The 26,420-nt window shown below is 65.1% G+C and carries 26 protein-coding genes and 1 pseudogene; 18 read left to right on the forward strand and 9 right to left on the reverse strand.

Annotation, left to right across the window (positions count from 1 at the left end; genetic code table 11):
* Positions 1-61: 61 nt before the first annotated feature.
* Positions 62-865, reverse strand: a complete 804-nt coding sequence (locus PQU96_RS06220; protein ID WP_272771377.1) for an ABC transporter substrate-binding protein — start codon at positions 863-865, stop codon at positions 62-64.
* A 176-nt stretch (positions 866-1,041) separates the two neighbouring features.
* Here PQU96_RS06220 and PQU96_RS06225 point away from each other — a divergent pair, with 176 nt between their 5' ends.
* The 5 genes from PQU96_RS06225 (at position 1,042) to PQU96_RS06245 (ending at position 6,021) form a co-directional block, all read left to right on the forward strand.
* Complete coding sequence (locus tag PQU96_RS06225) at positions 1,042-1,386, forward strand: hypothetical protein (protein ID WP_272771379.1); 345 nt, start codon at positions 1,042-1,044, stop codon at positions 1,384-1,386.
* A gap of 252 nt (positions 1,387-1,638) precedes the next feature.
* Positions 1,639-2,484, forward strand: coding sequence for a putative selenate ABC transporter substrate-binding protein (locus PQU96_RS06230; RefSeq protein WP_272771380.1), 846 nt, complete (start codon positions 1,639-1,641; stop codon positions 2,482-2,484).
* Complete coding sequence (locus tag PQU96_RS06235; RefSeq protein WP_272771381.1) at positions 2,481-3,275, forward strand: phosphonate ABC transporter ATP-binding protein; 795 nt, start codon at positions 2,481-2,483, stop codon at positions 3,273-3,275. The genes PQU96_RS06230 and PQU96_RS06235 overlap by 4 nt, the downstream gene beginning before the upstream one ends.
* On the forward strand, positions 3,269-4,843 hold the full coding sequence (locus tag PQU96_RS06240; protein ID WP_272771383.1) for a PhnE/PtxC family ABC transporter permease: 1,575 nt from the start codon (positions 3,269-3,271) through the stop codon (positions 4,841-4,843). The genes PQU96_RS06235 and PQU96_RS06240 overlap by 7 nt, the downstream gene beginning before the upstream one ends.
* 107 nt (positions 4,844-4,950) lie before the next feature.
* Positions 4,951-6,021 (forward strand): type I restriction endonuclease, encoded by a 1,071-nt coding sequence (locus PQU96_RS06245; RefSeq protein WP_272771385.1) that lies wholly within the window; start codon positions 4,951-4,953, stop codon positions 6,019-6,021.
* A 3-nt stretch (positions 6,022-6,024) separates the two neighbouring features.
* Here PQU96_RS06245 and PQU96_RS06250 read toward each other — a convergent pair whose 3' ends face one another.
* Positions 6,025-6,213, reverse strand: coding sequence for an Lrp/AsnC ligand binding domain-containing protein (locus PQU96_RS06250; protein WP_272771387.1), 189 nt, complete (start codon positions 6,211-6,213; stop codon positions 6,025-6,027).
* 197 nt (positions 6,214-6,410) lie between these two features.
* Between PQU96_RS06250 and PQU96_RS06255 the strand changes: the two genes are divergently transcribed.
* Positions 6,411-8,882: a putative bifunctional diguanylate cyclase/phosphodiesterase gene (locus tag PQU96_RS06255; protein WP_272771389.1), complete on the forward strand. Its 2,472-nt coding sequence runs from the start codon at positions 6,411-6,413 to the stop codon at positions 8,880-8,882.
* 85 nt (positions 8,883-8,967) lie between these two features.
* Here PQU96_RS06255 and astD read toward each other — a convergent pair whose 3' ends face one another.
* From astD to PQU96_RS06290, 7 genes are all read right to left on the reverse strand, one after another.
* Complete coding sequence (gene astD, locus PQU96_RS06260; RefSeq protein WP_272771391.1) at positions 8,968-10,434, reverse strand: succinylglutamate-semialdehyde dehydrogenase; 1,467 nt, start codon at positions 10,432-10,434, stop codon at positions 8,968-8,970.
* Between the two features lie 101 nt (positions 10,435-10,535).
* The gene (gene astA, locus PQU96_RS06265) at positions 10,536-11,561 is read right to left on the reverse strand and encodes an arginine N-succinyltransferase (RefSeq protein WP_272771392.1); all 1,026 of its coding nucleotides are present in this window, start codon (positions 11,559-11,561) and stop codon (positions 10,536-10,538) included.
* Positions 11,561-12,601, reverse strand: coding sequence for an arginine N-succinyltransferase (astA, locus tag PQU96_RS06270; protein ID WP_272771394.1), 1,041 nt, complete (start codon positions 12,599-12,601; stop codon positions 11,561-11,563). Before astA (PQU96_RS06270) ends, astA (PQU96_RS06265) begins: the two co-directional genes overlap by 1 nt.
* A gap of 58 nt (positions 12,602-12,659) precedes the next feature.
* Positions 12,660-13,898, reverse strand: coding sequence for an aspartate aminotransferase family protein (locus PQU96_RS06275; protein WP_272771395.1), 1,239 nt, complete (start codon positions 13,896-13,898; stop codon positions 12,660-12,662).
* Between the two features lie 136 nt (positions 13,899-14,034).
* A complete protein-coding gene (locus PQU96_RS06280) occupies positions 14,035-15,006 on the reverse strand; it encodes a GlxA family transcriptional regulator (RefSeq protein ID WP_272771397.1) in 972 nt (323 codons plus the stop codon).
* Positions 15,003-15,125 carry a hypothetical protein gene (locus PQU96_RS06285; protein ID WP_272771398.1) on the reverse strand — a complete coding sequence of 41 codons (123 nt, stop codon included), beginning with the start codon at positions 15,123-15,125 and terminating at the stop codon, positions 15,003-15,005. Before PQU96_RS06285 ends, PQU96_RS06280 begins: the two co-directional genes overlap by 4 nt.
* 375 nt (positions 15,126-15,500) lie before the next feature.
* A complete protein-coding gene (locus PQU96_RS06290; protein ID WP_272771399.1) occupies positions 15,501-15,731 on the reverse strand; it encodes a DUF3079 domain-containing protein in 231 nt (76 codons plus the stop codon).
* A 277-nt stretch (positions 15,732-16,008) separates the two neighbouring features.
* Here PQU96_RS06290 and PQU96_RS06295 point away from each other — a divergent pair, with 277 nt between their 5' ends.
* The 12 genes and pseudogenes from PQU96_RS06295 to PQU96_RS06350 all read left to right on the forward strand — a co-directional run.
* A complete protein-coding gene (locus PQU96_RS06295) occupies positions 16,009-16,773 on the forward strand; it encodes a transporter substrate-binding domain-containing protein (RefSeq protein ID WP_272771400.1) in 765 nt (254 codons plus the stop codon).
* 264 nt (positions 16,774-17,037) lie between these two features.
* A complete protein-coding gene (locus PQU96_RS06300; protein WP_272771402.1) occupies positions 17,038-17,709 on the forward strand; it encodes a hypothetical protein in 672 nt (223 codons plus the stop codon).
* A 17-nt stretch (positions 17,710-17,726) separates the two neighbouring features.
* A complete protein-coding gene (locus tag PQU96_RS06305; protein WP_272771403.1) occupies positions 17,727-18,239 on the forward strand; it encodes an Lrp/AsnC family transcriptional regulator in 513 nt (170 codons plus the stop codon).
* Positions 18,240-18,326: 87 nt separating this feature from the next.
* Positions 18,327-19,394, forward strand: coding sequence for a homoserine dehydrogenase (locus tag PQU96_RS06310; RefSeq protein ID WP_272771404.1), 1,068 nt, complete (start codon positions 18,327-18,329; stop codon positions 19,392-19,394).
* Positions 19,391-20,806 carry an aldehyde dehydrogenase family protein gene (locus tag PQU96_RS06315; protein ID WP_272771405.1) on the forward strand — a complete coding sequence of 472 codons (1,416 nt, stop codon included), beginning with the start codon at positions 19,391-19,393 and terminating at the stop codon, positions 20,804-20,806. The genes PQU96_RS06310 and PQU96_RS06315 overlap by 4 nt, the downstream gene beginning before the upstream one ends.
* Positions 20,807-20,883: 77 nt before the next feature.
* A complete protein-coding gene (locus tag PQU96_RS06320) occupies positions 20,884-21,681 on the forward strand; it encodes an ABC transporter ATP-binding protein (RefSeq protein ID WP_272771407.1) in 798 nt (265 codons plus the stop codon).
* A 28-nt stretch (positions 21,682-21,709) separates the two neighbouring features.
* Positions 21,710-22,489: an ABC transporter substrate-binding protein gene (locus tag PQU96_RS06325; protein ID WP_272771409.1), complete on the forward strand. Its 780-nt coding sequence runs from the start codon at positions 21,710-21,712 to the stop codon at positions 22,487-22,489.
* Between the two features lie 48 nt (positions 22,490-22,537).
* Positions 22,538-23,215 carry an ABC transporter permease gene (locus PQU96_RS06330; protein ID WP_272771410.1) on the forward strand — a complete coding sequence of 226 codons (678 nt, stop codon included), beginning with the start codon at positions 22,538-22,540 and terminating at the stop codon, positions 23,213-23,215.
* An 11-nt stretch (positions 23,216-23,226) separates the two neighbouring features.
* Complete coding sequence (locus PQU96_RS06335; protein ID WP_272771412.1) at positions 23,227-23,913, forward strand: ABC transporter permease; 687 nt, start codon at positions 23,227-23,229, stop codon at positions 23,911-23,913.
* Positions 23,914-23,948: 35 nt separating this feature from the next.
* Positions 23,949-25,118, forward strand: a complete 1,170-nt coding sequence (locus PQU96_RS06340) for a trans-sulfuration enzyme family protein (protein ID WP_272771413.1) — start codon at positions 23,949-23,951, stop codon at positions 25,116-25,118.
* Between the two features lie 44 nt (positions 25,119-25,162).
* On the forward strand, positions 25,163-25,603 hold the full coding sequence (locus PQU96_RS06345; RefSeq protein WP_272771414.1) for an Lrp/AsnC family transcriptional regulator: 441 nt from the start codon (positions 25,163-25,165) through the stop codon (positions 25,601-25,603).
* Between the two features lie 445 nt (positions 25,604-26,048).
* A pseudogene (locus PQU96_RS06350) lies at positions 26,049-26,420 on the forward strand (transposase); the annotation flags it as partial.

Raw genomic sequence — 26,420 nt, forward strand, 5'->3', positions numbered from 1 at the left:
AGCAAAGAAAAACCGCCAGGCAAGCCCGGCGGCAGCACGAATCAGCCGAGTCCGTGGCGGGTCAGGCCTTGTCGCCGATCCTGAAATCACGCGGCAGCGGCGCCTTGGTGCCGGGGCCGAACCAGTGGTCGTAGATCTTTTTCGCTTCGCCGTTTTTCTCCAGCCCCAGCAGCACCTCGTTGACCACCTTCAGCAGCCGCGCCTCGCCCTTGGGCAGGCCGATGGCCTGGAATTCGCGGGTCAGCGTAAACGGCGCGATCTCGTACTTGTCCTTGTCCGGTGCATTGGCCAGCAGGGCCGCCAGCTTGGAGCCGTCCTGGGTGATCGCGGTCACGTTGCCGTTGCGCAGCGCGGCAAACGCCAGCGGCGTGTCGTCGTAGGACACCACCTTGGTGGCCGGGTATTTCTCGCGCAGCGTGATCTCCTGCGTGGTGCCCTTGTCCGCACCCACGCGCAGGCCGGCCAGCTGTGCCGGCGTGGCCAGCGTGCCCTTGCGGCTGATGAACTGCTGGCCGGAGGCAAAGTACGGCAGGCTGAAATCGACCTGCTTGGCGCGATCCGGCGTCACGGTGAAGTTGGCCGCAATCAGGTCGGCCTTGCCCGACATCAGCAGCGGAATACGGTTGGCCGGATTGGTCGGCACCAGCTCCAGCTTGACGCCGATCTTGGCGGCGATGTGGCGCGCCACGTCCACATCCAGCCCGGTGATCTGGCGGCTCTGCGCGTCGAGGAAGCCGAACGGCGGGTTGCTGTCGAAGGCGGCGACACGCAGCACGCCGGCTTTCTTGATGTCGTCGAGGCGGTCGGCCAGCGCGGAGGTAGCGGTCACGGCCAGCAGCAGGGCCAGGGTCAGTTTGCGTTTCATGGTCGGCTTTCATTCAGAGGTCAGGAGAAGATGGGCCATCATAAAACGATGACAAAACCATACAAACCAATGAATTTTGTATTCTTTATCCACCAAAGGAATAACCGCCACCCGGCCACGCCGGCAGCGCGGCGGGCTAAACTGTGGGTATCGGCATTGCGCCACGGGACGCCCTCATGAACCGCCTGCTTGTGTTGCTGAGCCTCGCTCTGCTCAGCGCCTGCGCCACTTACCAGTGGCGCCACGCCACCCGCTACGACGCCAACTTTGACGAAGACAGCTTCCAGTGCAAGAAGGAAGCGGCGCAGGCCTTCCCGCCGCTGGCCGGCGAGCGCGTCACCCGGCCGCCGCGCTTCAGACCGTCCTGGTTCTGCTCGCCCGCCGACACCCGCTGCAGCCGCACGCTGCCCTACTGGCAGGACGCCGAAACCGAGAGCTACGACATCAACGAGCGCGCGCGCGACGACCTTTACCGCAGCTGCCTGCAGGCACGCGGCTGGATCCGCTACCGCGTCGACTGAGCGCCCGCCCCGCCTCCGACCGCACCGTCGTGGCCTTGCCCGCGACAAGGTTGGCCGCAAGCGCCGCGCACATCCGGCAATGCCGGCGCGCCACCCCCCGTTTTATGCTGACGCGATTAGGCGCGCGCGCCGATCTGGCATAAAATACGGCCACTTTGGCGGCTTATCGTCCGCCTGCACCGAGCAGTCCGCGCGACTGCTTTTTTGATGGTGGCGGCCTGTTGCCCGCCTAACCCGAAAGACAATCCGCTCATGAACATTGCCAAACTGTCCGTGGCAGGCCTGCTGCTGGCCGCCGCTACCCTGTCCCACGCCGAAGCGCTGCTGAAAGTCTCCGCCATTCCCGATGAAGCCCCGACCGAGCTGCAACGCAAGTTCGCGCCGCTGGGCCAGTACCTGGAAAAAGAGCTGGGAATGAAGGTGCAGTTCGTGCCGGTCAGCGACTACGCCGCGGTGGTCACCGCGCTCAACGCCGACCAGATCGACATGGCGTGGCTGGGCGGCTTCACCTTCGTGCAGGCCAGCCAGCGCGGCAAGGTGGTGCCACTGGTGCAGCGCGAGGAAGACTCGCGCTTCACCTCCAAATACATCGTCAATGCCGACAGCGGCATCAGCAAGCTGCAGCAGCTGAAGGGCAAGAGCTTTGCCTTCGGCTCCGCCTCGTCCACCTCCGGTCACCTGATGCCGCGCTACTTCCTGCAAAAGCAGCACATCAAGCCGGAAACCTTCTTCAAGAGCGTCGGCTACTCCGGTGCGCATGACGCCACCGTGGCCTGGGTTGCCTCCGGCAAGGTCGACGCCGGCGTGCTGAACGCCTCGGTATGGGACAAGCTGGTCGAGGCCGGTAAGGTCGACCAGAGCAAGGTCAAGCTGCTGGGCACCACCCCGCCGTACTTCGACTACAACTGGACGGTGCGCGGCAGCCTGGATAAAAAACTGCAGCAGAAAATCCAGCAGGCGTTCCTGAAGCTGAATGCGACCAACCCCGAGCACAAGGCCATTCTCGATCTGCAACGCGCCAGCAAGTTCATCCCGACCAAGGCCGCCAACTACAAGGGCATCGAAACCGCTGCCAAGGAAGCCGGCCTGCTGCAATGAGCCTGCGTCTTGACGCGGCCAGCCTGAGCCTTAACGGCCACCGCATCCTGCAGCCGCTCACGCTGCAGCTGGCGCAGGGCGAGCAGGTGGCGCTGATCGGCCCGTCCGGCGCCGGCAAGTCCTCGCTGCTGCTGCTGGCGGGCAGCGGCCACCGTCCCGACGGTGGCAACGTGCAGCTGCTAGGGCAGGACCCGTGGCAGCTTCGCGCGCCGGCACTGCGCCGGCTGCGCAGCCGCATCGGCAGCGTGTACCAGCATCCGCCGCTGCCGGCGCTGCAACGGGTGGTCACCGCGATCGGCGCCGGCCAGCTCGGCCAGCTGTCAACCTTGGCCGCACTGCGCCGCCTGCTGTGGCCGCAGGATGTCGCCGCCATCCGCGACGCGCTGCAGCGGGTACAGCTGGGCGACAAGCTGTGGCAGCGCTGCGACCGTCTGTCCGGTGGCCAGCGTCAGCGCGTGGGCATCGCCCGCGTGCTGTACCAGCAGCCGGAGCTGCTGCTGGCCGACGAGCCGGTGTCGGCGCTGGACCCGCGCCTGGCCGACGACACCGTGGCGCTGCTGTGCGCCGACGCCCGGGCGCGCGGCGCCACGCTGCTGGTCAGCCTGCACTCGGTCGAGCTCGCGCTCGCCCACTTCCCGCGCCTGATCGGCCTGCGTGACGGCCAGATCGCCTTCGACCTGCCGCGTGCCGAGGTCACCCCGTCGCTGCTGACGGCGCTGTACGCTGGCGAACAGCCGGCCACCGCCGACGAGCCGGCGCTGGGCAGCGGCATCCGGATCGCGCCATGCTGAGCGCCAGCCTGCACGACCCGGCCCGCGCGTCGCGGCTGGCCGGCCTCATCGCCACGCCGCTGTTGCTGCTGGCGGCGATGGCCTACACCGGCTTCAACCCGCTGCTGCTGGCCGATGGCGACACCGCCGGCACGCTGTGGCGCTTTGTCGCCGACTTCTTCCCGCCGAGCACCGACGGCGCCTTCCTGCATGACCTGCTGCGCGAAACCGCCACCACGCTGGCCATTGCCAGCAGCGGCCTCGCGCTGGCGGTGCTGCTCGGCCTGCCGCTGGCGCTGCTGACCAGCCGCGCGCTGGAGCGCGACACGCTGTGCGGCGAGGCACCGGCCCGCGGCTGGCAATGGCTGCAACGCCTGCTGCGCGGCGTGCTGATCGTGCTGCGCGGCGTGCCGGACCTGGTGTGGGCGCTGCTGCTGGTGCGCGCCGCGGGTCTTGGCAGCCTGCCGGCGGTGCTGGCGCTGGGGCTGGCCTACGGCGGCATGCTGGGCAAGGTCTACGCCGAAATCCTGGAATCGCAGCCACCGCAGGCCGCGGCGGCACTGGCTGCCAGCGGCGCGTCGCGGCTGGCCATCTTCGGCTACGCACTGCTGCCGCAGGCGGCGACCGAGCTGATCAGCTATAGCGTCTACCGCTGGGAATGCGCGATCCGCGCCTCGGCGGTGATGGGCTTTGTCGGCGCCGGCGGCCTCGGCCTGCTGCTGGATACCTCGCTGCGGATGCTGAACGGCGGCGAAGTCGGCAGCCTGCTGCTGCTGTTCGCCGCGCTGGTGGCGCTGACCGAGGGCGTCAGCCGCGTCAGCCGTGCCGCCATCCACAGCCGCGCCGGTGGCGCCGGACTGGCCGCCGGCACGCTACTGCTGCTGACCCTGTCGCTGCTGTGGCTGTGGCCGCAATGGCGCGAGGCCCCGTTCGATGTCGCCGGACTATGGCGCTTCGCCCAGGAATTCCTGCGGCCAACCTTGCACGCTGATTTCCTTGTCCAGGTCGGCAACGGCGTGCTGGAGACACTGCTCGTCTCGGCGCTGGGCAGCGCGCTGGCCTTCATCGGCGGCGCGCTGCTGGCGTTGCCAGCCAGCAACCGCGGCCCACGCTGGCTGCGCGCGCCGGTGCAATTGCTTCTCAACCTGCTGCGCGGCACGCCGGATCTGCTGTGGGGCGCGCTGGCGGTACTGGCGCTGGGCCTCGGTCCGGCCGCCGGCGTGCTGGCGCTGGCGGTGCACACCAGCGGCGTGCTGGGCCGGCTGTTCGCGCAGACGCTGGAAAACACCCCGCCGGACGCGGAAGCCGCGCTGCGCCACAGCGGCGCCGGTCGCCTCGCCTGCCTGTGCTACGGCCTGCTGCCGCAGGCGCTGCCGCAGTGGGTCGCCTACACCCTGTACCGCTGGGAAAACAATATCCGCATCGCCGCCATCCTCGGCCTGGTCGGCGCCGGCGGCCTCGGCCAGCAGCTGTATCTGGCGCTGTCGCTGTTCCAGCTGTCCAACGCCGCCACGCTGATCCTGGCCATGCTGCTGCTGTCGTGGGGGGTGGAGAGCTTCAGCCGCTGGCTGCGGCAGCGGCTGGGCTGATGGGAGTGCTATTGTTGAGTGACTGTTTTGCATCAATGATTGATAAAACGCTCATTGCATAGCTTATGCATAAGCGTTTACTGTATGACAATCAGCATGGAGGTCATATGGAACTCATCAATAAGCTCAGCGCACTTTCCGCCAAAGTTCAACAGCAGGCAGCGATCATCAACACTGAAGAAGCAACCAAAAACGCTTTTGTAATGCCTTTTATCCATAGCGTTCTTGGGTACGATGTTTTTGATCCCCAAGAGGTTGCCCCAGAATACGTCTGCGATATCGGCACGAAGAAGGGGGAGAAGATTGACTACGCCATTCTTAAGGAAGGCGTGGTTCAGATTCTCGTTGAGTGCAAAAAAATTGGTGAGCCACTCAATCTGAACCATGCATCTCAGCTGTTTCGCTACTTCCATGTAACCAACGCAAGGATATCCATCCTTACCAATGGCCAAACATACAAATTCTTCACTGACCTAGACGCGCCCAACAAAATGGACGAGAAACCATTTTTGGAGCTTGATTTGGTCGACATAGATGAAAACGTTGTACCTGAGTTGGCTAAGCTGACAAAATCGGCTTTTGATGTTGAATCGATCATCAATGCTGCCGGTGAATTAAAATACGTAAGTCAAATAAAGAAGCTGATAGCTGCACAGTTTTCTGCGCCAGAAGAAGATTTCGTAAAATTCTTTGCTTCTCGCGTATATGATGGAATGATCACGCAAAAGGTGCGTGACCAGTTTCTTGAGCTAACCAAGAAGGCCACGAATCAATTCCTGAATGACCAGATCAACGACAGGTTGAAGTCAGCTATCAACGGAAACATCAACATACCAGCTCCTGCACCAGAACCACAAGCGACTGAAAGTGCAGAGGATACCGATGTAAAGATTTTGACAACACAAGACGAGATGGATGGCTTTCATATTGTTAAAGCCATCATCAGGGAAGTGATTGAGGTAAAACGCATTGCGCATCGCGATACGCAAAGTTATTTTGGCATCATAATTGACGACAACAATAGAAAGCCAATTTGCCGGCTACACTTCAATCGAGCACAAAAATATATCGGTCTTTTTGACGAAGATAAAACCGAGACTCGCCACCCGATTGCGACAGTCGATGATATTTTCAATTTTGCTGCTCAATTGAAAACAACTGCCAGCCAATACCAGTAAACACTACCCCGCCAAAGCGAAGGCTAACCAAATAAAAGGGTAGCCCTCGCTTTTTATTTTGGCGGCAACACAGCCCGGTTGCTGAAGGTGCAACACGTTGCGCACCAGCACACGAAAGACGCAGGAATCGACACCGGTCACGTGGTGGCACTCCTGCACTTCCACCATTGCGGCCAACCTTTCCAGCGGCACGGCACCGACGCAGCACCCTGGCAACCGACGGCGTCCCCCGTTGTCAGCCTTGCCACACCGGCGGCGGTGTCAGATCAAGTTCCGGCACGCTGTCGCGGCATGACGGGCATGACTTAAGGTAAAGTGATAACTTGCCGCCGGCACCGGACGGCGCTGCCTGACCACCCTTTTGCGACCCCAGCCGAAAGCCCGTCCGCATGTTATCTCTGTCCTGGCCCGCCAGTACGCCGTCCGCCAACAGCGCGTCACCGCTGCCACTGGCGCTGCTGCTGTGCTTCCTGATCTCGCTGATGCTGCTGTTGCAGCTGGTGTCGCCCGGCTGGGCGCGTCTGCCCGGCTACGCCGCCATCCACACCATGCTGGAAATCCTGTCCATCGCGATGAGCCTGCTGGTGGCGGTGATGGCCTGGTTCCGCACCGACAGCAGCCGCCCGCTGCGGGTGCTGGCGGTCGGTTTCGCGGTGATCGCGGCGCTGGATACCCTGCACACCGTGTCCTACGCGCTGCTGCCGGCCTTCGTCACCGCCAACACGCCGCAGAAGGCCATCGTGATATGGCTGGGCGCGCGCGCGATGGTGGCGCTGGCCATCCTGTGCATGCTGTTGCCCACTCCGCAACAGCGGCGCGCCATTCCGCTGTTGTGGCTGTACGGTGCGCTGGTGGCGCTGCTCGGCGTCGGCCTGTACGACAGGCTGCCGGTGCTGTATCAGCCGGGCAGCGGCCTGACGCCGCTGAAAATCTCGCTGGAGTGGCTACTGGTGGGCGCCTACCTGCTGCTGGCCTTTCGCGTGCACCGCGCGCAGCAGTCCATCTTCGCCGGGCAGTGGCTGACCGCCGGCCTGCTGGTGCTGGCCTTCGGCGAGCTGTTTTTCTGCTTCTACCAGCTGGTGGACGACGTCGCCAACGGCCTCGGCCACGTGTTCAAGGTCATCGGTCAGGGCTTCTTCCTGCGCGGGGTGATCGAGACCCGCCTGCTGCAACCCTACCAGCAGCTGACTGTGGAAAAGACCGCGCACGAGGACGCGCGCAACCGTCTGCACGCGCTGGTTTCCGGCGCGCCGCTGGGCATTCTGGTGGTGGATCAGGACGGCCGCATCGTCAGCAGCAATCCGGCGGCGGAACAGCTGTTCCATGCCGCGCCGGGCGCGCTGGACGGCAGCCAGATCGAGCAGCTGGTGCCCAGCACACTGCGCGGCACGCACCGCCAGCACCGTGGCGACTACCACGCCGACGCCCGCGTGCGCCGCATGAGCGAGCGCCAGCAGGTGACCGCCGCACGCTGCGACGGCAGCCAGTTTCACGCCAGTGTCGAGCTGGCGCCGCTGCAGTGGGGCCAGCACGCCTATGTGCTGGCCTTTGTCAGCGACATCAGCGTACAGGTGCAGCAGACCTCGCAGCTGCAGTGGCTGGCACTCAACGACGAGCTGACCGGCCTGCCCAACCGCCACGCTACCATCCAGCAGCTGGACACCAGCCTGCAGCAGCGCCAGCACGGCGCGCTGCTGCTGTGCAATATCGACGCGCTGGGCCGCATCAACCAGGTATTCGGCCACGACAGCGGCGACGCGCTGCTGGTGGCCGGCAGCCAGCGCCTGCTGCGCCTGCTGCACCCCGACGAGCAGCTGATGCGCTTGCAAGGCGACAGTTTTGCCGTGCTGATGCCGGGCCAGCACGAGCCGCTGCAGCGCGCGCAGCAACTGCTGGAGGCCTTTGCCGCGCCCTTCGTGCTGCCCGGCGGTATCGAGCTGCAGGCCGGCGCCCGTGCCGGCTACTGCCGCTATCCGGAGGACGGCGACCAGGCCGGCCAGCTGCTGCAAAATGCCGAAATGGCGATGACTGCCGCCAAGCACAGCGTCAGCACCCCGGTGGTGGCGTTCAGCGATTGCGAGCCGGCACGCACCCGCCGCTGGCTGCAGCTGGCCGGCCAGATGGCGCTGGCGCTGCAGCAGCAGCAATTCGCGATGGTGTACCAGCCGCGGGTGCGGCTCTACGACAGCAGCGTCGCCGGCTTCGAGGCGCTGCTGCGCTGGCAGGCGGCCGAGGGCGCCATCAGCCCCGGCGAGTTCATCCCGGTGGCGGAGGAAACCGGTTTCATCCTGCGTCTCGGGCGCTGGGCGCTGGATCAGGCCATCGCGCAGCGTGCCGCCTGGCAGCGCGACGGCTACCAGGTTGGCCGCATGGCGATCAACCTGTCACCGCGCCAGCTCGGCGATGCCGGGCTGCGCGACTGGCTGCTGCAAAGCTGCCAGCGCCACGGCGTGGAGCCGGTGCAGCTGGAGCTGGAAATCACCGAGACCGCGGCGATGGAAAACCTGCAGTGGGCGCTGCCGGTGCTGCAGCAGCTGCGCGCGCTGGGGCTGCACCTCGCGCTCGACGACTTCGGCACCGGCTACTCCTCGCTCGCCTACCTGCAACAGCTGCCGGTGTCGGTGCTGAAGATCGACCTCGCCTTCGTGCGCAATCTCGACCGCGAGGAAGGCCGCGCGGTGGTGCGTACCATCATCACCCTGGCGCAACAGCTGGCCTGCCACACCGTGGCCGAGGGTGTGGAAACCCCGGCGCAGCAGGCCTGGCTGCTGGCCAACGGCTGCGACGAGATGCAGGGCTTTCTCGAAGCCCGCCCGTTGCCGCCGGCGGCGGTCGCCGACTACCTGCGCGGCAAGCCCTGATCCTTTGCGGCCAACCTTGCGCAAGGTTGGCCGCACGCAAAAAAGCCCGCACGTGGCGGGCTGTCAATGAGCAGAAACAACACCCTCAGAAAGTCATGCCCGGCGACAGCTGGGCCGGCAGCGCCAGGCTGCCCGCTTCCACCGACGCCATCGGGTAGGCGCAGTAGTCGGCGGCGTAGTAGGCGCCCGGGCGGTGGTTGCCGGACAGGCCGGTACCACCGAACGGTGCGGCGGAAGAGGCACCGTTGGTCGGCTTGTTCCAGTTCACCACGCCGGCGCGGATGTCCTGGTTGAAGCGCTGCCACAGCGCTTCGTCGTCGGCCAGCAGCGCGGCGGACAGGCCGTACTGGGTGCGGTTGGCGATCTGCAGCGCTTCATCGAAATCGTGGTAGCGGATGATCTGGCTCAGCGGGCCGAAGTATTCCTCGTCCGGCAGCTGGGCGGCGATGTCGGTCACATCCAGGATGGCCGGGGTAACGAAAGCCTTGCCGTCTTCCAGCTGGCGCATGGCCAGGATGGACTTGGCGCCCATGGCCAGCAGTTTGTCCTGTGCGGCCAACATGTGCTGCGCGGCTTTCAGCGACACCATGGCGCCCATGAACGGCTGCTGCTCGGCATCGTATTCGCCAACGGTGAGCTTGGCGGCTACTTCGGCAAAGCGGGCGATGAAACGGTCGCCGAACTCGCCGTGCGGCACCAACAGGCGGCGCGCGCAGGTGCAGCGCTGGCCTGCCGACAGGAAGGACGACTGGATGGCGTGGTGTACGGCGCCGTCCAGGTTGTCGACTTCAGCCACCAGCATCGGGTTGTTGCCACCCATTTCCAGCGCCAGCATGAAGCCCGGGCGGCCGGCGAACTGCTTGTGCAGTGCCACGCCGGTGGCGGAGCTGCCGGTAAACAGCAGGCCGTCGAGTGCCGGGTGCTGCGCCAGGGCGATGCCGGTATCGCGCTCGCCCTGCAGCAGGTTGATCACGCCAGCCGGTGCACCGGCTTTTTCCCACAGCTGCACGGTCAGTTCGGCTACCAGCGGGGTGAGTTCCGACGGCTTGAACAGGATGGTGTTGCCAGCGATCAGCGCCGGAACGATGTGGCCGTTCGGCAGGTGGCCGGGGAAGTTGTACGGGCCGTACACCGCCATCACGCCGTGCGGACGGTGGCGCAGCACGGTGGTATCGCCGGCCAGTTCGCCACGCTTTTCGCCGGTGCGGTCGTTGTAGGCGCGGATGGAGATGTCGATCTTGCCCACCATGGCCGCCACTTCCTGGCGCGATTCCCACAGCGGCTTGCCGGTTTCCACGCCGATAGCGCGGGCCATGTCTTCCTTGTGCTCGCCCAGCACTTCAGCAAAGCGGCGCACCAGCGCGATGCGCTCGTCCAGCGAGCGGCGGCGCCAGTCGTCAAAGGCACGGCGCGCGGCGGCGCAGGCGGCGTCGATGTCGGCGGCGGAAGCCGAGTGGCCTTCCCATACCGGCTGGCCATTGGCCGGGTTGAGCGATACGAAGGATGCGCCACTACCGGTGGTCCAGGCGCCGTCGATGAATAGTTTGCTCATTATCGTGTTCCTGTCTGGGCACCTCGAAAAAAACCCCGTTTTTCGAGGTGCCCGTTGGTGTTGGTAAGCCGGCAGCGCTGGCTGCCGGCAAAAGTCCTGGTTTATTTGGCCGGGTTCTGCAGCATCACGCGCACGTTGTCGCCGGCCTTCACCTGCAGCGCGCGCGCCTGTTCGGCACTGAGATACACCACGCCATCCGCCTCGTTGGCCGCAGCCAGAATCACGCGGAAGTCGGCCAGCTCGCCGTTGGCCACCAGCTGGCGCGGGGCATCGGCGGCGGTTTCGGCCACGATTTCCACCCGGCGCAGGCCGCTGTCGCGCATCACGCGCAGGTCGTCGATGCGGGCTTCCAGCACCGGGCCGCCTTCGAAGATGTCCACGTGCTGCTCCAGGCGCAGGCCTTCCACTTCCAGCAGGCGGCGCGCCGGTTCGGTTTCCTTGTGCACCTTGCCGATGCAGTCGCGGGCGTCCTGCGGCAGGAAGTCGATGTACACCGGGTAGCGCGGCATCAGCTCGGCCAGGAAGGATTTCTTGCCCAGCGCCACCAGGCGGTCGGCCTCGTGGAAGTCGATGCGGTAGAAGTGCGCACCCAGCGCCTTCCAGAACGGCGATTCGCCGTTGTCGTCGAAGTAGCCGCGCATTTCGGCGCAGATGCGCTCGGCAAAGCGTTCGCGGAACTGGCCGATGAACATGAAGCGCGCTTTGGACAGTAGCGAGCCGTTGCCGTTAACGCGGTAGTCCGGGTCCAGGAACAGCGTGCACAGCTCGGAATAGCCGGTAAGGCCGTGCGACATGTGCAGCTTGTCCATGCGCGTCCACAGCCCCAGCTCGCGGCTGGCGTGCACGAAGGTATCCATGCGGTAGGTCCAGAACGCCTGGTCCAGGCCCACGGCCACTTCGATGCCGCACACCCCCACCACCTTGCCGCTGGTGGTGTCTTCCAGCACGAACAGGTAGCCCTGCTCCGGCAGCTCGGCGGTGCCGGCAATGGTGCGCTGCACGCGCTGCAGGCGCGCGCCCTGCGCATCCGGGTCGGGTTTCAGGGTGGTGAGACCGGGGCCAGCCTTGTGGCCCAGTTGTACCAGCGCGTCTATGTCATCCGGCCGGCTCATACGCAATACGAACATCAGCGGGCCCCTTCGCTATTCAGCGGGACGCAACGCACGGCGTCGCCATCCACGATTTCCAGTGCATCTGCCACTTGCGGCGGCAGGATCACTTCGTCGCCCAAGAGCGGCGGCAGGTCCACCAGCAGGCAGCGGAAGTCGGCGGTCAGCGTGTTGCTGACCAGGTGCGGCACGGTGTCGCCGCTCACTTCGCCACGGCGGGCGGTATGCAGGCGGCTGTAGCGTACCGAGCGGCATACATCCAGCTGCGCGGTGAGCACCGGGCCGGCGTCGAACAGATCGACAAAATGATCCGGCTCCAGGCCTTCGGCCAGGTGGCAGCGGTAGTTGATGCGCGCGCCGGCGTGCGGCTCGCCCATCACGCGTTGTGCGTCTTCGGCGATCAGCGGCACGTACAGCGGGTCCACCTGCATCATTTCGGCGATGAAGGTGCGGCTGCGGCCACCGGAGGCCATTTCCATCTCGGCAAAGTCGCGACGGAAGAACTTGAAGCCGACGGCGTCCCAGAACGGCGAGCGGCCGTTGTCGTCGGTCACGCCCGGCAGCACCGAGAAGATCTCGTTGTTGAAGCGTTCGCGGTGCTGGGCAATGAACATCATGCGGGCGCGCGACAGCAGCTGCGGCAGCGCCATATTGCGGCCCAGCGCGGCTTCGTCGTAGTAGAAGCCGGTCAGGCGGGTTCGGCCGGTCAGCTCGTGCGAGGTCACCAGCGCGTGCACGCGGTGGTTCACTTTCAATTCGCGCGAGGCGTGCACCAGCACTTCGTTGCGGAAGGCGTAGAACGGCTCGGAGTAGCCGGCCACGGCCATGATGCCGGCGGTGCCGTGCAGCTGGCCGCTGGCGGTGTCTTCCAGCACGAACAGGTAGCTTTCTTCGCCGGGGCAATCGACATCGGCGCGCAGCGAATGCACGGAATCGTTCACGCGCTGCTGCAGGCGTTCGCGGTCGGGCGGCAGGGAGTGCAGTACCGGGCCGTCAGAGCGCGCCATGCGCTCGATCTGCGGCAGGTCGGACAGCTTGCTGGGGCGGACAAGAAGCATGAATCTTCCTCTGTAGGGAAAAACGGCGGCGATACTTGGTCGCCGCCGTGTGTGGGTATTACGCTGGTTGCGCCTGTTTGGCTTCCACCTTGCTCACCAGTTCGGCGACGGTCGCTTCTAGACGGGCCAGGCCTTCCTGCAGGTCGGCTTCCGGAATGATCAGCGACGGCACGATACGCAGCACGTTGGTGCCGGCTACCAGTACCAGCAGGCCGTGCTTGGCAGCGGCGTTGACGATGTCCTTGGCCTTGTTATGGAACTCGCCCTGCAGCTCGGCGCCCATCAACAGGCCCATGCCGCGCACTTCCTTGAAGATGCCGTATTTGGCGTTGATGCGCTCAAGGCCAGCCTTGATCAGGTCATGACGCTTGCCCACACCAGCCAGCACTTCCGGAGTGTCGATCAGTTCCAGTACCTTGTCGGCCACGACGCAGGCCATCGGGTTGCCACCGTAGGTGGAACCGTGGGTGCCGACCACGAAGGAGGCGGCGACCTTGTTGCTGGTCAGCATGGCGGCTACCGGGAAGCCGTTGCCCAGGGCCTTGGCGCTGGTCAGGATATCCGGGGTCACGCCGTAGGCCTGGTAGGCGTACAGCGCGCCGGAGCGGCCAACACCAATCTGCACTTCGTCGAAAATCAGCAGCGCGTTGTGCTTGTCGCACAGCTCGCGCAGCTTCTGCAGGTAGGCCTTGGTGGCCGGCAGCACGCCGCCTTCGCCCTGTACCGGCTCCACGATCACGGCGCAGGTGCCGGCGTTGATGGCGGCCTCGGCGGCTTCCAGGTTGTTGAATTCGATGTGGTTCAGGTCACCCGGCAGCGGGGCGAAGCCTTCGGTGTACTTCGGCTGGCCACCCACCGACACGGTGAACAGGGTACGGCCGTGGAAGGCCTGCTTGCAGGACACGATACCGGTCTTGCTGCCGCCGAAATGGTCGAAAGCGTAACGACGCGCCAGCTTCAGCGCGGCTTCGTTGGCTTCGGCGCCGGAGTTGCAGAAGAACACCTTCTCGGCAAAAGTGGTTTCGGTCAGGCGACGGGCCAGGCGCAGTGCCGGCTCGTTGGTGAAGGTATTGGACAGGTGCCACAGGCGGTCCACCTGCTCGTGCAATACCTTGGTGAGTTCCGGGTGCAGATGGCCCAGGCTGGTCACGGCGATGCCACTGGCGAAATCGATGTATTCCTTGCCCTGCTGGTCCCACAGGCGCGAGCCCTCACCCTTTACCGGAACGAACGCGGCCGGGGCGTAGTTGGGAACCATCACTTCATCAAAGGTTTGGCGGGTAACAGGAGCGGACATCTGGGAATCCTTCATCTGGCGTTGAGATGGAGCCATTCTAGGGAGGCGCGTCAAACTTTCCATCCAGAATCAAGACACGCAGCTTTCTGTTTGGGCCAGCCTGTCACGGTTGCGGCCAACGTTGGCCGCAAGCGGCTCAGGTCTCGTCGGCGAGGTCGCTGTCGCCCGGGAAACGCTCCTCGCGCGGCGAGATGCCGAAATGGGTACGGTACACGGTGGAAAAGTGCGGTCCGGAAGAAAAACCGCACAACAGCCCGATCTGCACCACCGACTTGCCGGTGTTGCGCAACAGATGACGCGCGCGCTCCAGCCGCAGCTGCAGGTAGTAGCGCGACGGCGAATCGTCGAGGTATTGCTTGAACAGGCGCGCCAGCTGGCGGCGCGACTGGTTGGTGAGCCGCGCCAGCTCGTCGGTGGTCAGCGGCTCCTCGATATTGGCTTCCATCAGCATCACCGCCTCGGTGAGCTTGGGGTGCTTCTCGCCCACCCGCGCCAGCAAGGGCACGCGCTGGCGCTCGTCACTGCCGCGCACGCGCTCGGCGCACAGCAGCGCGGCGATGGACTCCACCAGCTCGACGCCGTGCTGGCGCCCGATCAGCGCCAGCGTGCCGTCGATCTGCGCGAGGCCGCCGGCACAGGTGAAGCGACCGCGATCCAGCTCGTACACGTGCTGCGACGCCAGCACGTTGCGAAAGCGCTCGGCAAAGGCCGGCTGTTCCGGCCAGTGGATGGTGGCGTGGTAGCCGTCGAGCAGGCCGGCACTGGCCAGCCACCAGGCGCCGCAGTGCACCCCGCCCAGCAGCGACACGCGCGACGCCAGCAAGGCCAGCGCGTGGCAGCACAGCGCGGCGTCGCTGAACGGCAGCACGCCCTCGCTGAGTACGAACAGCTGGTCGCAGGCCTCGGCGTCGCGCAGCGCACCGCTCACCGGGTAGCGCATGCCGCCGGCCATCGGCAGCGGCTGGCCGTTCCAGCTATAGAAGCGCAGCTGGTACAGCGTCTTGCCGGCCAGGCGGTTGGCCTGCAGGAAAGGCTCGGCAAAGCAGCCGATGCCGAACGGCGAACACGGCGGCAACAGCAGCACCGCCAGTTGCAGCGGCGCCGTCATCGCCCTGCCCCTACGACAGCCGCGGCACGGCCACCGGCCGCCGGCGACGCGAACGGCAACACCGCGACGATGGCGGTGGCGGCTGACAATTGCCGGTCGGCAACGACTCGCAGGGACATGCTTCACTCCTTGGCAAGCGGGATGAAATGAATCGGGATCGGGGCGCCACGCGCGCAGCTGGCAGAGGCCGTCGCGGCCGAGCGCGCGCATGGGCACCCAGCCTGTTGCGTACGCATCATTTCAGCAATCCCCGCCGCTCACAACACCCCGCGACGCGACTGGTGCAACGCAGCAAATCGCCAAGGAAGAAAATTAGTCCTTCATTATCAACAGGATAATTTTTTTCGACGCGCAAAGCGGCAAGCGGCAATGGTGCCGCTTTTGTACAGCGATGTCACTTGTGCGTAATTATCCGGCGTCACCACACGCCGTTGAGCGGCCACGCGGACACGCAGCCGGCGCCCGGGTAGTGGAAAAACCTGGCGCGCCAGCGCTCAGCGCGAACGGTCAACGATCGGGATCACCGGCGCCGGTGACGCCGCATCGCCGTCCGGGGTGATGCCCCAGTCGCCCCACAGATACCAGTCGTCGCCGAGGATCTCGGCCGGGTGCTGGGTGCGCCCGGAACCGTTGCCACACTGCAATGAGCCGGCCGGGCAGTACTTGTCGCAGCCCCAGCACAGACGCTCGGGGTGCTTCGGGTGCAGCGGGAATTTCTTGGCCATGGCGTGATCGCGGGTGGTGCCGGGAAGCCGTCCCGGCCCGGAGTCGCGCCAGCTGCGCGACCACCGGCAACCATTGTAGCCACCGCCCCCTGTCCGGCATTGATGGCGGTCAAGCCGAAAAAAATGGCTGCCCGCGGATTTTTTATCTCGCACTGGCAAAAATGCCGCAAATTTGTATATACAAATAACTCGCGGTTGGCAGGCCCACGGGATTAAGATAGAAACAGCCGCTGATTGCGATGCCTACACCGCGACGACAAAGGAAAACGGAGACAACATGAACTACAAACACCTGCTGGCGCTGACCGCCATCTGCTCGCTGCCGCTGCTGGCACAAGCCCAAACCATCCGCATCGTCACCGATGTCAGCTACCCGCCGTTCTCGAAACAGGCCGCCGACGGCAGCATCACCGGTTTCGACCCGGACATCGCCCGCGCCATCTGCGCCGAAGCCAAGCTGCAGTGCGAACTGAAGGCAATGGACTTCGACGGCATCGTGCCGGCGCTGCAGGCCAAGAAGTTTGAAGTCGCCATCGCCTCGATGAGCATCACGCCCGAGCGCGCCAAGATCGTCGACTTCAGCGACATGTACTTCAACGTGCCCGGCCGCCTGCTGGCCAAGGAAGGCACCCAGATCAACGACGCCTGGTACAAGGGCAAGAACATCGGCGTGCTGCGCAGCGCCGTGCAGCAGCAGGAAGCCAACGACAAGCTGAAGCCGAAAGGCGCGCAGATCAAGGTCTACGGCAAGATCACCGACGCCTTCCTCGACCTGTCCAGCCAGCGCCTGGACGCGGTGTTCCTGGAGTCCACCGTGGGTGAGGAAGACTTCCTGAAAACCGGCAAGGGCAAGGGCTACGCCTTCGTCGGCCCGGTGTTCAACGATCCGAAGTACTACCAGGGTTGCGGCATCGCGGTACAGAAAGGCAACAAGGAACTGCTGGCCAAGATCAACGTGGCGCTGAAGAAAATCCTGAAGGACGGCACCTACAAGAAGATCCAGGCCAAGTACTTCACCAACGACATCTACCCGTTCAAGTAAGCCACGCCACACGGTCTTACCCTGCAACCCGCACCGCTTCCGGTGCGGGTTTTGTTTTGCCCGGACCCGGCATCCGCCACGCCTCGATTGCCATCGTCATCGCGCCGTTTTTTCGGAACGAAACCACAAAAAATGGCGCAATTACGGAACACAACAGCCTTACATTGCGCTTTTTCCGCGAGCACTCTCGGCATAATTAAAGACAGTTAAGTCACTACCAGACACCGGTTCACCCGGGAGGCGACAGCAAGACGAGAGGTGTGTATGCGTGATCCATCTTCCCCCCGCGAGCAAGCGGCGGCCGCGATGCCGGCCGGCGACATCATTACGATGCCGCCAGGCCCGCAGTGGCACTGCCAGCTGTTACCGGCGCCCGGTGTGGCAAGTGGAAGCCTGTCTGCCGCGCAGCGGCAACAGGCGCGGGCGCTGCTGCAACAGTTGCGCCCCGCCGGCATCACGCTGGAGCAGCACCGTCCGCAGCATCCGGCGGGCGAGCTGTACCACTCCCGCCCCGACAGCACCGGCCGGGTGCAGGCCTACGCCCTGCTGCGCTCAGGCCAGGGAGTGGAAATGGCCGCCGTGCTGCCCAGCGGCTGCTGGCCGCCCCACGCCCATGCCTGGTGGCCGGGCAGTTATGAAATTCCGCTGTTGCAGCAAGTTGCCACGCTGCTGTTGCCGCTGGCCGCAGTGCTGGCGCTGCCCGCCCCCTGCACCCTGCGCATGACACTGCAGGCACTGCAGGGCTCGGCGCTGATCGCCAAGAGCCGGCAAGGCTCGGAACAGGCCTATCCGATACCACCCGGCATGACGCACATCGCACTGCCGGCAGTGAGTCTGGACGGCTTCAACGCGGCCAGCAAAGCCAGCCTGGTACAGGCTCTGGACCAGGTCCGCATTCGCGCGGGGGCCGCCACGGCCACCGCTTTCTATCTCTGACTTTCCGGTTGACTGCCATGACTACTGCCCTTGATTCGTTTGACCAGAAGATCCTCACCATCATGCAGCGCGACTGCTCGGTCAAGGCGGAGGTGATCGCCGAAGCCATCGGTCTGTCCGCCTCCGCCGTGCAGAAGCGCCTCAAGCGGCTGCGTGCCGAAAAGATCATCAGCGCCGAAGTGGCCGTGCTCGACCGCGCGCTGGTCGGGCGGCCGATGAGCTTCGTCGCCGCCATGGAAATCGAGCGCGACAACTACGACACCGTCAACCGCTTCCGCGAGTGGGCGAAGCAGATCGACGCCATCCAGCAGATCTACTACGTGACCGGCGCCGCCGACCTGATCGTCATCATCACCGCCCAGGATGTCGAGGCCTACGACCGCCTGACGGCGCGGGTGATGGAGAACAACCCGATGATCCGCCGCATCACCACCAACGTGGTGCTCAACACCCTGAAAACCTCGCTGTTCATCCCGGTGGAAGGCGATGGGCAAAGCGCAGCCGACAGCAGCCAAATCGCAACAAAATAACCGTTTTTAGCGTCATTTTGTCGATTGTTGCCGTCATTTTGACACCGTAACATGAAGTTCCACACTCGAACACGAAGGGATCTAGCGATGACTTTCCGATTGGCACTGATTGGTTTCGGCGGCGTTAACCAGGGCCTGGTGTCCCTGCTCAAGGCCAAGCAAGGCAAGCTCGGCGACCTCGACATCCGCATCACCGCACTGGCCGACCTGCGCCTGGGCGTGGTCAGCAACCCGCAGGGGATCGATCTTGACGCGCTGCTGGCCACCGCCGACAGCGGCTTTACCACTGACGCGCTGCGCCGCGACCCCGCCACCCGCATCAGCGAACACATCGACCTGGCCGCCACTCTGGAGCTGGTCACCGCCGACTACGTCGACGTGGTGGTCGAGGCCACCTTCACCGACCCGCACACCGGCGAACCGGCGCTGTCGCACTGCCGCGCCGCACTGAGCCACGGCAAGCATGTGATCACCACCAACAAGGGCCCGATCGCGCTGGCACAGCAGTCGCTGACCCAGCTGGCCGCGGCCAACGGCGCCGCCATCAAGTATGAAGGCGCAGTCATGAGCGGCACCCCGGTACTGCGCCAGATCAGCACCACGCTGCGCGGCTGCGAGATCAACGGCTTCGCTGGCATCCTCAACGGCACCTCCAACTTCGTGCTGGAGCGTCTGGCACAGGGCCACGACTTCGACGCCGCAGTGCGCGAGGCACAGGAACTCGGCTACGCCGAAGCCGACCCTAGCGCCGACCTTGGCGGCGGCGACGTGCAGCTAAAGGTAGTAATTCTCGCCAACACCCTGTGGCAGGCCGGCCTGACCCGCTCCGATGTCAGCTGCCGCGGCATCACCGGCCTCACCAGTGCCGACATCCGCGCCGCGCAGGCAGCCGGACGCAGCTGGCGACTGGTCGGCGCCGCCACCCGTCATGCCGACGGCAGCGTCAGCGCCAGCGTCGAACCGCGCGAACTGCCGGCCGGCCATCCGCTGGCGGCGATCGGTGGCGTCACCAACGCCATCACCTTCGACACCGACGTGCTGGGCGGCGTCACCATCAGCGGCCCCGGCGCCGGGCGCGTGGAAACCGCCTTCGCCGTGTTGTCCGACCTGATCGAGCTGGCCGGCCAGACCCGCGGCCAGGAGGTGCAAGCATGAACGCGCCACTCAAACACCAGGCCATGCACTGCGAAGTGCAGTCGCCGTTCGACGGCAGCGTGGTCGGCAGCGTCGAGCTGACCCCTGTCGAGGAACTGCCGGCCGTCGTAACCCGCGCCCGCCACGGTGCAACGTTGGCCGCAGCGCTGCCGCGCCACCAGCGCGCAGAACTGCTGCAACGCGCCGCGACCATGGTGGAACAACAGGCCGCCGAGTTTGCCCGCACCATCGTGCTGGAGTCCGGCAAGGCGCTGCGCCAGGCACGCAAGGAAGTGGCTCGCTGCGTCAACACCCTGCGGCTGTCGGCGGAGGAAGCCAAACGCCACGGCGGCGAGATCATTCCGTTCGACGCCTACGCCGGCGCAGAAGACCGCAGCGGCTATTTCACTAACGAACCGCTGGGCGTGATCCTCGCCATCACCCCGTTCAACGACCCGCTCAACCTGGTCGCCCACAAGCTGGGCCCGGCACTGGCCGCCGGCAATGCGGTGATCCTGAAGCCGTCGCTGCTGGCGCCGCTGTCGGCGGTGCGGCTGGCCGAGTGCCTGTGGCAGGCCGGCGTGCCGCGCGACGCGCTGCAGCTGGTGCACGGCGGCAGCGAGGTGGCCGCGCCGCTGGTACGCGACAAGGCGATCCGCATGGTCAGCTTCACCGGCGGCCCTGTCAGCGGCGAAGCCATCACCCGCGAGGCGGGGCTGAAGAAACTGGCGATGGACCTGGGCGGCAACGCACCGGTGATCGTGATGGCCGACTGCGACCTGCGCGACGCCGCCGAATCCTGTGTCTCTGGCGCCTTCTGGGCCGCCGGTCAGAACTGCATCGGCACCCAGCGCCTGCTGATCGCCCGCCCGGTGTACGAGCTGTTCACCCGCTACCTGACCGAGCTGACCGCCGCGATGCGGGTCGGCGACCCGCTGGACGAGGCCACCGACATGGGACCGATGATCAGCGAGGCGCAGGCCTGCCGCATCGAAAGCTGGGTGGACGAGGCAATCGCCGAGGGCGCCACCGTGCTGTGCGGCCACCAGCGCCAGGGTGCGCTGTACGCGCCGACCATCCTCGCCGACGTGCCGACCACGGCCCGCGTCTGGCGCGAGGAAGTGTTCGCGCCGGTAGTGATCGTCGCCCCGTTCGACGACCTGGAGAGCGCGTTGGCTGCGGCCAACGATAGCGAAAGCAGCCTGCAGGCCGGCATCTTCACCAGCCACCTGGAGACGGCACTGGGCGTCGCGGAACGGCTGCAAGCCGGCGGGGTGATGATCAACGACTCCTCCGACTTCCGCTTCGACGGCATGCCGTTCGGTGGTTTCAAGTACGGCTCGCTGGGACGCGAGGGGGTGCGCTTCGCCATCGCCGAAATGTCGCAGCCCAAGGTGATCTGTTTCAAACGCAAGCGCCAGACCGCGCTGTGAGTCGTGCCGGCGGCAGCTGCCGCCGGCTGTAGCACATAAAAAAAGACGTCCGCAAATCGAGAAAGAGAGGATCACCCATGACATCCCTAGCCCACCCCGCTTTTTCACCGCCGGCGCCGGTGCTGGCCATCGAGGACCTGCACAAGTCGTTCGGTAGCGTCGAGATCCTGAAAGGCATTTCGCTCACCGCGCACAAGCACGACGTGATCTCGATCCTGGGCAGCAGCGGCTCCGGCAAAAGCACTCTGCTGCGCTGCATCAACCTGCTGGAAACCCCGGACTCCGGCCGCCTGACCATCAACGGCGAGCATCTGGAGATGAAGGCGACACGCGACGGCGGACTGACGCTGGCCGACCCGCGGCAGATCACCCGCATCCGTCGCAAGCTGGCCATGGTGTTCCAGCAGTTCAATTTGTGGGCGCACATGACGGTGCTGCAGAACGTGATGTTCGTGCCGCAGAAGGTGCTCGGCCTTGGCCGCCAGGAAGCCGAAGCCAAGGCGCTGGAGATGCTGGAAAAGGTCGGCATGGCCGCCAAGCGCCACGCCTACCCCGGCCAGCTCTCCGGCGGCCAGCAGCAGCGGGTGGCGATTGCCCGCGCACTGGCCACCGACCCGGAAGTGCTGCTGTTCGACGAGCCGACCTCGGCACTGGACCCGGAACTGGTGGGCGAAGTGCTGAAGGTGATGCGCGCGCTGGCCGAGGACGGCCGCACCATGCTGGTGGTCACCCACGAGATGGGCTTTGCGCGCGAGGTCGCCAGCCGCGTGGTGTTCGTGCACCAGGGCAAGATCGAAGAAGACGGCTGCCCCGACGAAGTGTTCACCCGCCAGCAGTCGCCCCGTTTCCAGAAATTCCTGTCCAGCATCCTGTGATCCCCGACGCCACGCAAAGGAAATCGCCATGAAAAAGCTCGTGTTCTCCGCCCTCACCGCCCTGACCCTGATCAGCACCGCCAGCCACGCGCAGGAGGTGGTCCGCATCGGCACCCTCGCCGACTACGCCCCGTTCGAATACAAGGACGCCTCCGGCAAGCTGCAGGGGATGGAGATCGAAATCGGCAACAAGATGTGTGCCTCGATGAAGGTGACCTGTCAGTGGGTGACCATGGACTTCGACGCGCTGATCCCGGCGCTGAAAGCCCGCCAGATCGATGCGGTGCTGGCGCAGATGTCGCGCACCGCGGAACGGGAAAAATCGGTGGACTTCAGCCGCATTTTCACCACCGCGCCGGTCCACCTGGTGGCGAAGAAAGGCAGCGGCATCAGCAACCAGCCGGCCACGCTGCGCGGCAAGACGGTCGGCGTGCAGACCGCCTCCACCCATGAAAGCTATTTCCGCAACCGCCTGCCGACCAGCAGCAGCGGCATCAACGTCAAGGTCTACCAGTCGCTGGACTCTGCCTGGCTGGATCTGGAATCCGGCCGCATCCAGGCGGTGTTCGCCGACAGCACCGTGGCCCACGACTGGCTGAGCAAGGGCGGCCAGCAGGCAGGCTTTGCGCTGGCCGGCCAGGCCATCTCCGATGACGCGATCTTTGGCGCCGGTACCGCCATCGCCGTGCGCAAGGGCGACAGCAAGCTCAAGGCGCAGTTCGACCAGGCCATTCTCGGGGTGCACAAGGATGGCTCCTTCCAGGCCGTCAACAAGCGCTACTTCCCGTTCAGCATCCTGCCGCAATAACCCCACCCGCCGGGCCGCCAGCACGGCGGCCCGCACTGGAGACTCCCCATGGCTGCACTATTCGACTACAGCGCCCAGCTGCTGGAAGGCGCTGCCCTGACACTGGAACTGGCATTCACCTCGCTGTGCTTCGGCCTGCTGCTGGGGCTGGCCGGCGCTGCCGCCAAGATGTCGGCACTGCCCTGGCTGCGACAGAGCGCCCATCTGGTCAGCAACGTCCTGCGCGGCATTCCCGAATTCCTGATCCTGCTGATCTGCTACTTCGGCCTGTCCAACCTGATCAACACCCACTTCGCCGGCACGCTGAGCCTCAGCCCGTTTGCCGGAGGCGTGGTGGCGCTGGCGCTGGTATTCGGTGCCTACGCGTCGGAAGTATTCCGCGGCGCCTTCCTGGCGGTACCCAAGGGGCAGCTGGAGGCGGCACGTTCCTACGGCCTGTCGCGCTGGCAGATCTTCTGGTGCGTGCAGCTGCCGCAAGCGTGGCGCATCTGCCTGCCCAGCCTCAACAACATGTGGCAGAACCTGCTGAAGGACACCTCGCTGGTGTCGATCGTCGGGCTGGAGGACATGCTGCGCAAGGCTAATATCGCCGCGCAATTCACCAAGCAGCCGTTCTTGTTCTATGCCGCGGTGGCAGTGGTCTACCTGCTGCTGCTGGCCGCCTCCAACCCCGCGTTTGCCTACTTTGAAAAACGCGCCAACCGCGGCTATGCCAGCCCGGCGTGAAAGGAACCCTCATGGACCAACTTGCCTTGCTACTGAGCCAATCGTGGCCGGCCCTGCTCGACGGACTGTGGATCTCGTTACAGTTGCTGGTGCTCTCCTGCGTGCTCGGCTTCGCGCTGGCGGTGCCGCTGGCGGTGGCGCGCAGCTCGCCGCAGCGCTGGATCGCGCTGCCCAGCCGCCTGTTCATGTCCGCCTTCCGCGGCACGCCGCTGCTGGTGCAGATCTTCATCCTCTACTACGGCCTGGCGCAGTTCGAGTGGGTGCGCGACTCCGCACTGTGGCTGCTGGTCGGCGATGCCTTCCCCTGTGCGCTGTTGGCGCTGACGCTGAACCTGGCCGCCTACATGGCGGAAGACATCCGTGGCGGCATCCTCGGCGTACCGGCCGGTGAAAAGGAGGCCGCCACCGCCTTCGGCATGAGCCGGCTGATGGTCACCTGGTACATCGTGGTGCCACGCGCCATCGGCATCTCGGCGCCAACGCTGGGCAACGAGATCGTGCTGCAGCTGAAGTCCACCGCGCTGGCCAGCACTATCACCGTGCTCGACCTCACCGGCGTGGCGCGGCGGCTGTCGATCGAGTCCTACACCACCGACGCACTACTGCTGGCCGGCCTGATCTACATCGTCATCGCCGCCGTGCTGTCGCTGCTGACCCGGTACGGCGAGATGCGTCTGAACCGACACCAACCGCGCTGACCCCGTCCGCGCGCAACCAACCCAGCGAGAACAATATGGACTATCAACTGGAAACCATGGTGATCCATGCCGATGCCGACCTCACCGACGAAAAAGGTGTCGCGCCGGCTATCCACTACTCGGCGGTGTTCAAGGCCGAGGACAGCGCCGAATTCATCGCGATGTCCAGCGAGCCACAGCACCCGCGCAACTACACCCGCTACGGCAACCCGGTACACGAACGGGTGAAAACCGTGATGGCGCAGCTGGAAGGCACCGAGACGGCACTGGTGACCGCCTCCGGCATGGGCGCCATCGCCACCACGGTGCTGGCGCTGGTCAAGGCCGGCGATCACGTCATCGGCCAGCGCCGGCACTACATGAGCACCAGCAAGCTGCTGGACGACATGCTGCCGCGCTTCGGCATCGAGGTGACGCTGGTAGAGCAGGAAGACGCCGCAGCCTTCGAAGCAGCGATCCGCCCCAACACGCGGCTGATCCTGCTGGAAAGCCCGGTCAACCCGGTGCTGATGCTGACCGACATCGCCGCCGTCACCCGCGTGGCCCGCGCGCACGGCATCCTGACCCTGGCCGACAACACCTTCTCCTCGCCGATCAACCAGCGCCCGCATGATCTGGGCGTGGACATCGTGATCCACAGCGCCACCAAATACCTGGGCGGCCACCACGACATGAGCGGCGGCGTGATCTGCACCAGCAAGGTACTGGCCGAGGAAATCTGGCACACCCACATCACGCTGGGTTCGGTGCTGTCGCCGATGGACGCCTGGCTGCTGCTGCGCGGCCTGCGCACGCTGCCGATGCGCGTCGAGCGCATCAACGCCAATGCACTGGCACTGGCCCGCTTCCTGGAGCAGCAGCCGCAGGTCGAACGCGTGTACTACCCGGGACTGGAGAGCCACCCGCAGCACGAGCTGGCACGCACGCAGATGCAGGGCTACGGCGGCGTGGTGGCATTCGGCGTGCGCGGCGGCTACGCCGAGGCCGAGCGCTTCGTCGCTGCGCTGCAGATCCCGCACAACGCCGGCAACCTCGGCGGCGTCGACTCGCTGGCCATCCACACCGCCGCGATGTGGGCCGGCACCATGAGCCCGGCGCAGATGCAGGCCGCCGACATCCCGCTCAACTTCATCCGCTACTCGGTCGGCATCGAGAATGTCGAAGACCTGAAGCGCGACGTACTGCAGGCGCTTGCCACACTGTGACCCCTAGCGGGCGGTACCACCGCCCGTTCCGGAGCTGACCGACCATGAAACTCGACGCAATCGACCATCAAATTCTCGATGAGCTGACTGCCGACGCCCGCATTCCGCTGGCGACGCTGGCCACCCGGCTGGGCCTGTCGCGGCAATCGGTGCGGCAACGCATCGACCGCCTGGAAGGGCAGAAGGTGATCAGCGGCTACACCATACGCCGTGCCGGCCACAGCAGCGCGGACACGGTACGCGCCGTGATGCTGGTGTACCGCAAGGACCGCATGCGCGGTGCCGATGTCACCAGCGTCATCGCCAAGATCCCGGAGGTGGTGGACTGCGCCATCCTCAGCGGCGAGATCGACCTGATGGTGCGACTGGAAGCCGACTCCCACGAGCGCATCAACCAGATCTGGAGCCAGATCAGCACCCTGCCCGGCGTGCAGAACATCAATACCTGCTTCGTGCTGTCGGCGCTGGTGCAGCGGAGCAACTAGGAAGAAAGAAGCCGCGCTCTCTGTCGGCCAACGTTGGCCGCAAAGAGATTCGGCCGTAACAGCCAGCAAAATCAAAAAGGCAAGCCGCTCTGGCTTGCCTTTTTGCATGCTTGGAATACGCGTTTCTCATCACTCACTGCAGGGGACATCCCCTGCACTCACATCCCCTGTCGTCATGCCCCACCCCGCACCCCAGAACAAGACAACAACCATGAACAGACATGGGACCGTGACAATTCGTCAGGAGTACGAGCTGCCCGCCGACAACCTGCTGGCACAAGGACTGGACCTCGCCAAGGGGTTATTCAACCGCTGAACACGGTGGCGGTTGTCGGCCCTATGTCCCGACAAGGCGGGCAAGGTTGGCCGCAACCCTCCGACGTCCCCCCGGTATTGAGTAGCACGTGACTTTAGAGTCCAATTCACCATGACACGGAGATTGGACATGAAGAAGCGTTTCACCGAAGAACAGATCATCGGTTTCCTGCGCGAAGCAGAAGCCGGCATGCCCGTGGCCGAGCTGTGCCGCAAGCACGCCTTCTCGGAAGCCAGCTATTACCTCTGGCGCAGCAAGTTTGGCGGCATGAACGTCTCGGAGGCCAAACGCCTCAAGGAACTGGAAACCGAGAACGCACGGTTAAAGAAGCTCTTGGCCGAGACGATGCTCGAAAACGAAATCGCCAAAGAGGCCCTGCGAAAAAAGTGGTGAGCGCACCGTCACGGCGGGAGCTGGTGCGCCATCTCGTGGGCAAGGGGCTCAGCGAGCGTCGATCGCTGCGCCTGGCCGGCATGAGCCCCAGTTCATTCCGTTACCAGC

Source organism: Vogesella margarita, assembly GCF_028548475.1.
In the GTDB taxonomy this organism is placed as follows: Bacteria; Pseudomonadota; Gammaproteobacteria; order Burkholderiales; family Chromobacteriaceae; genus Vogesella; species Vogesella margarita.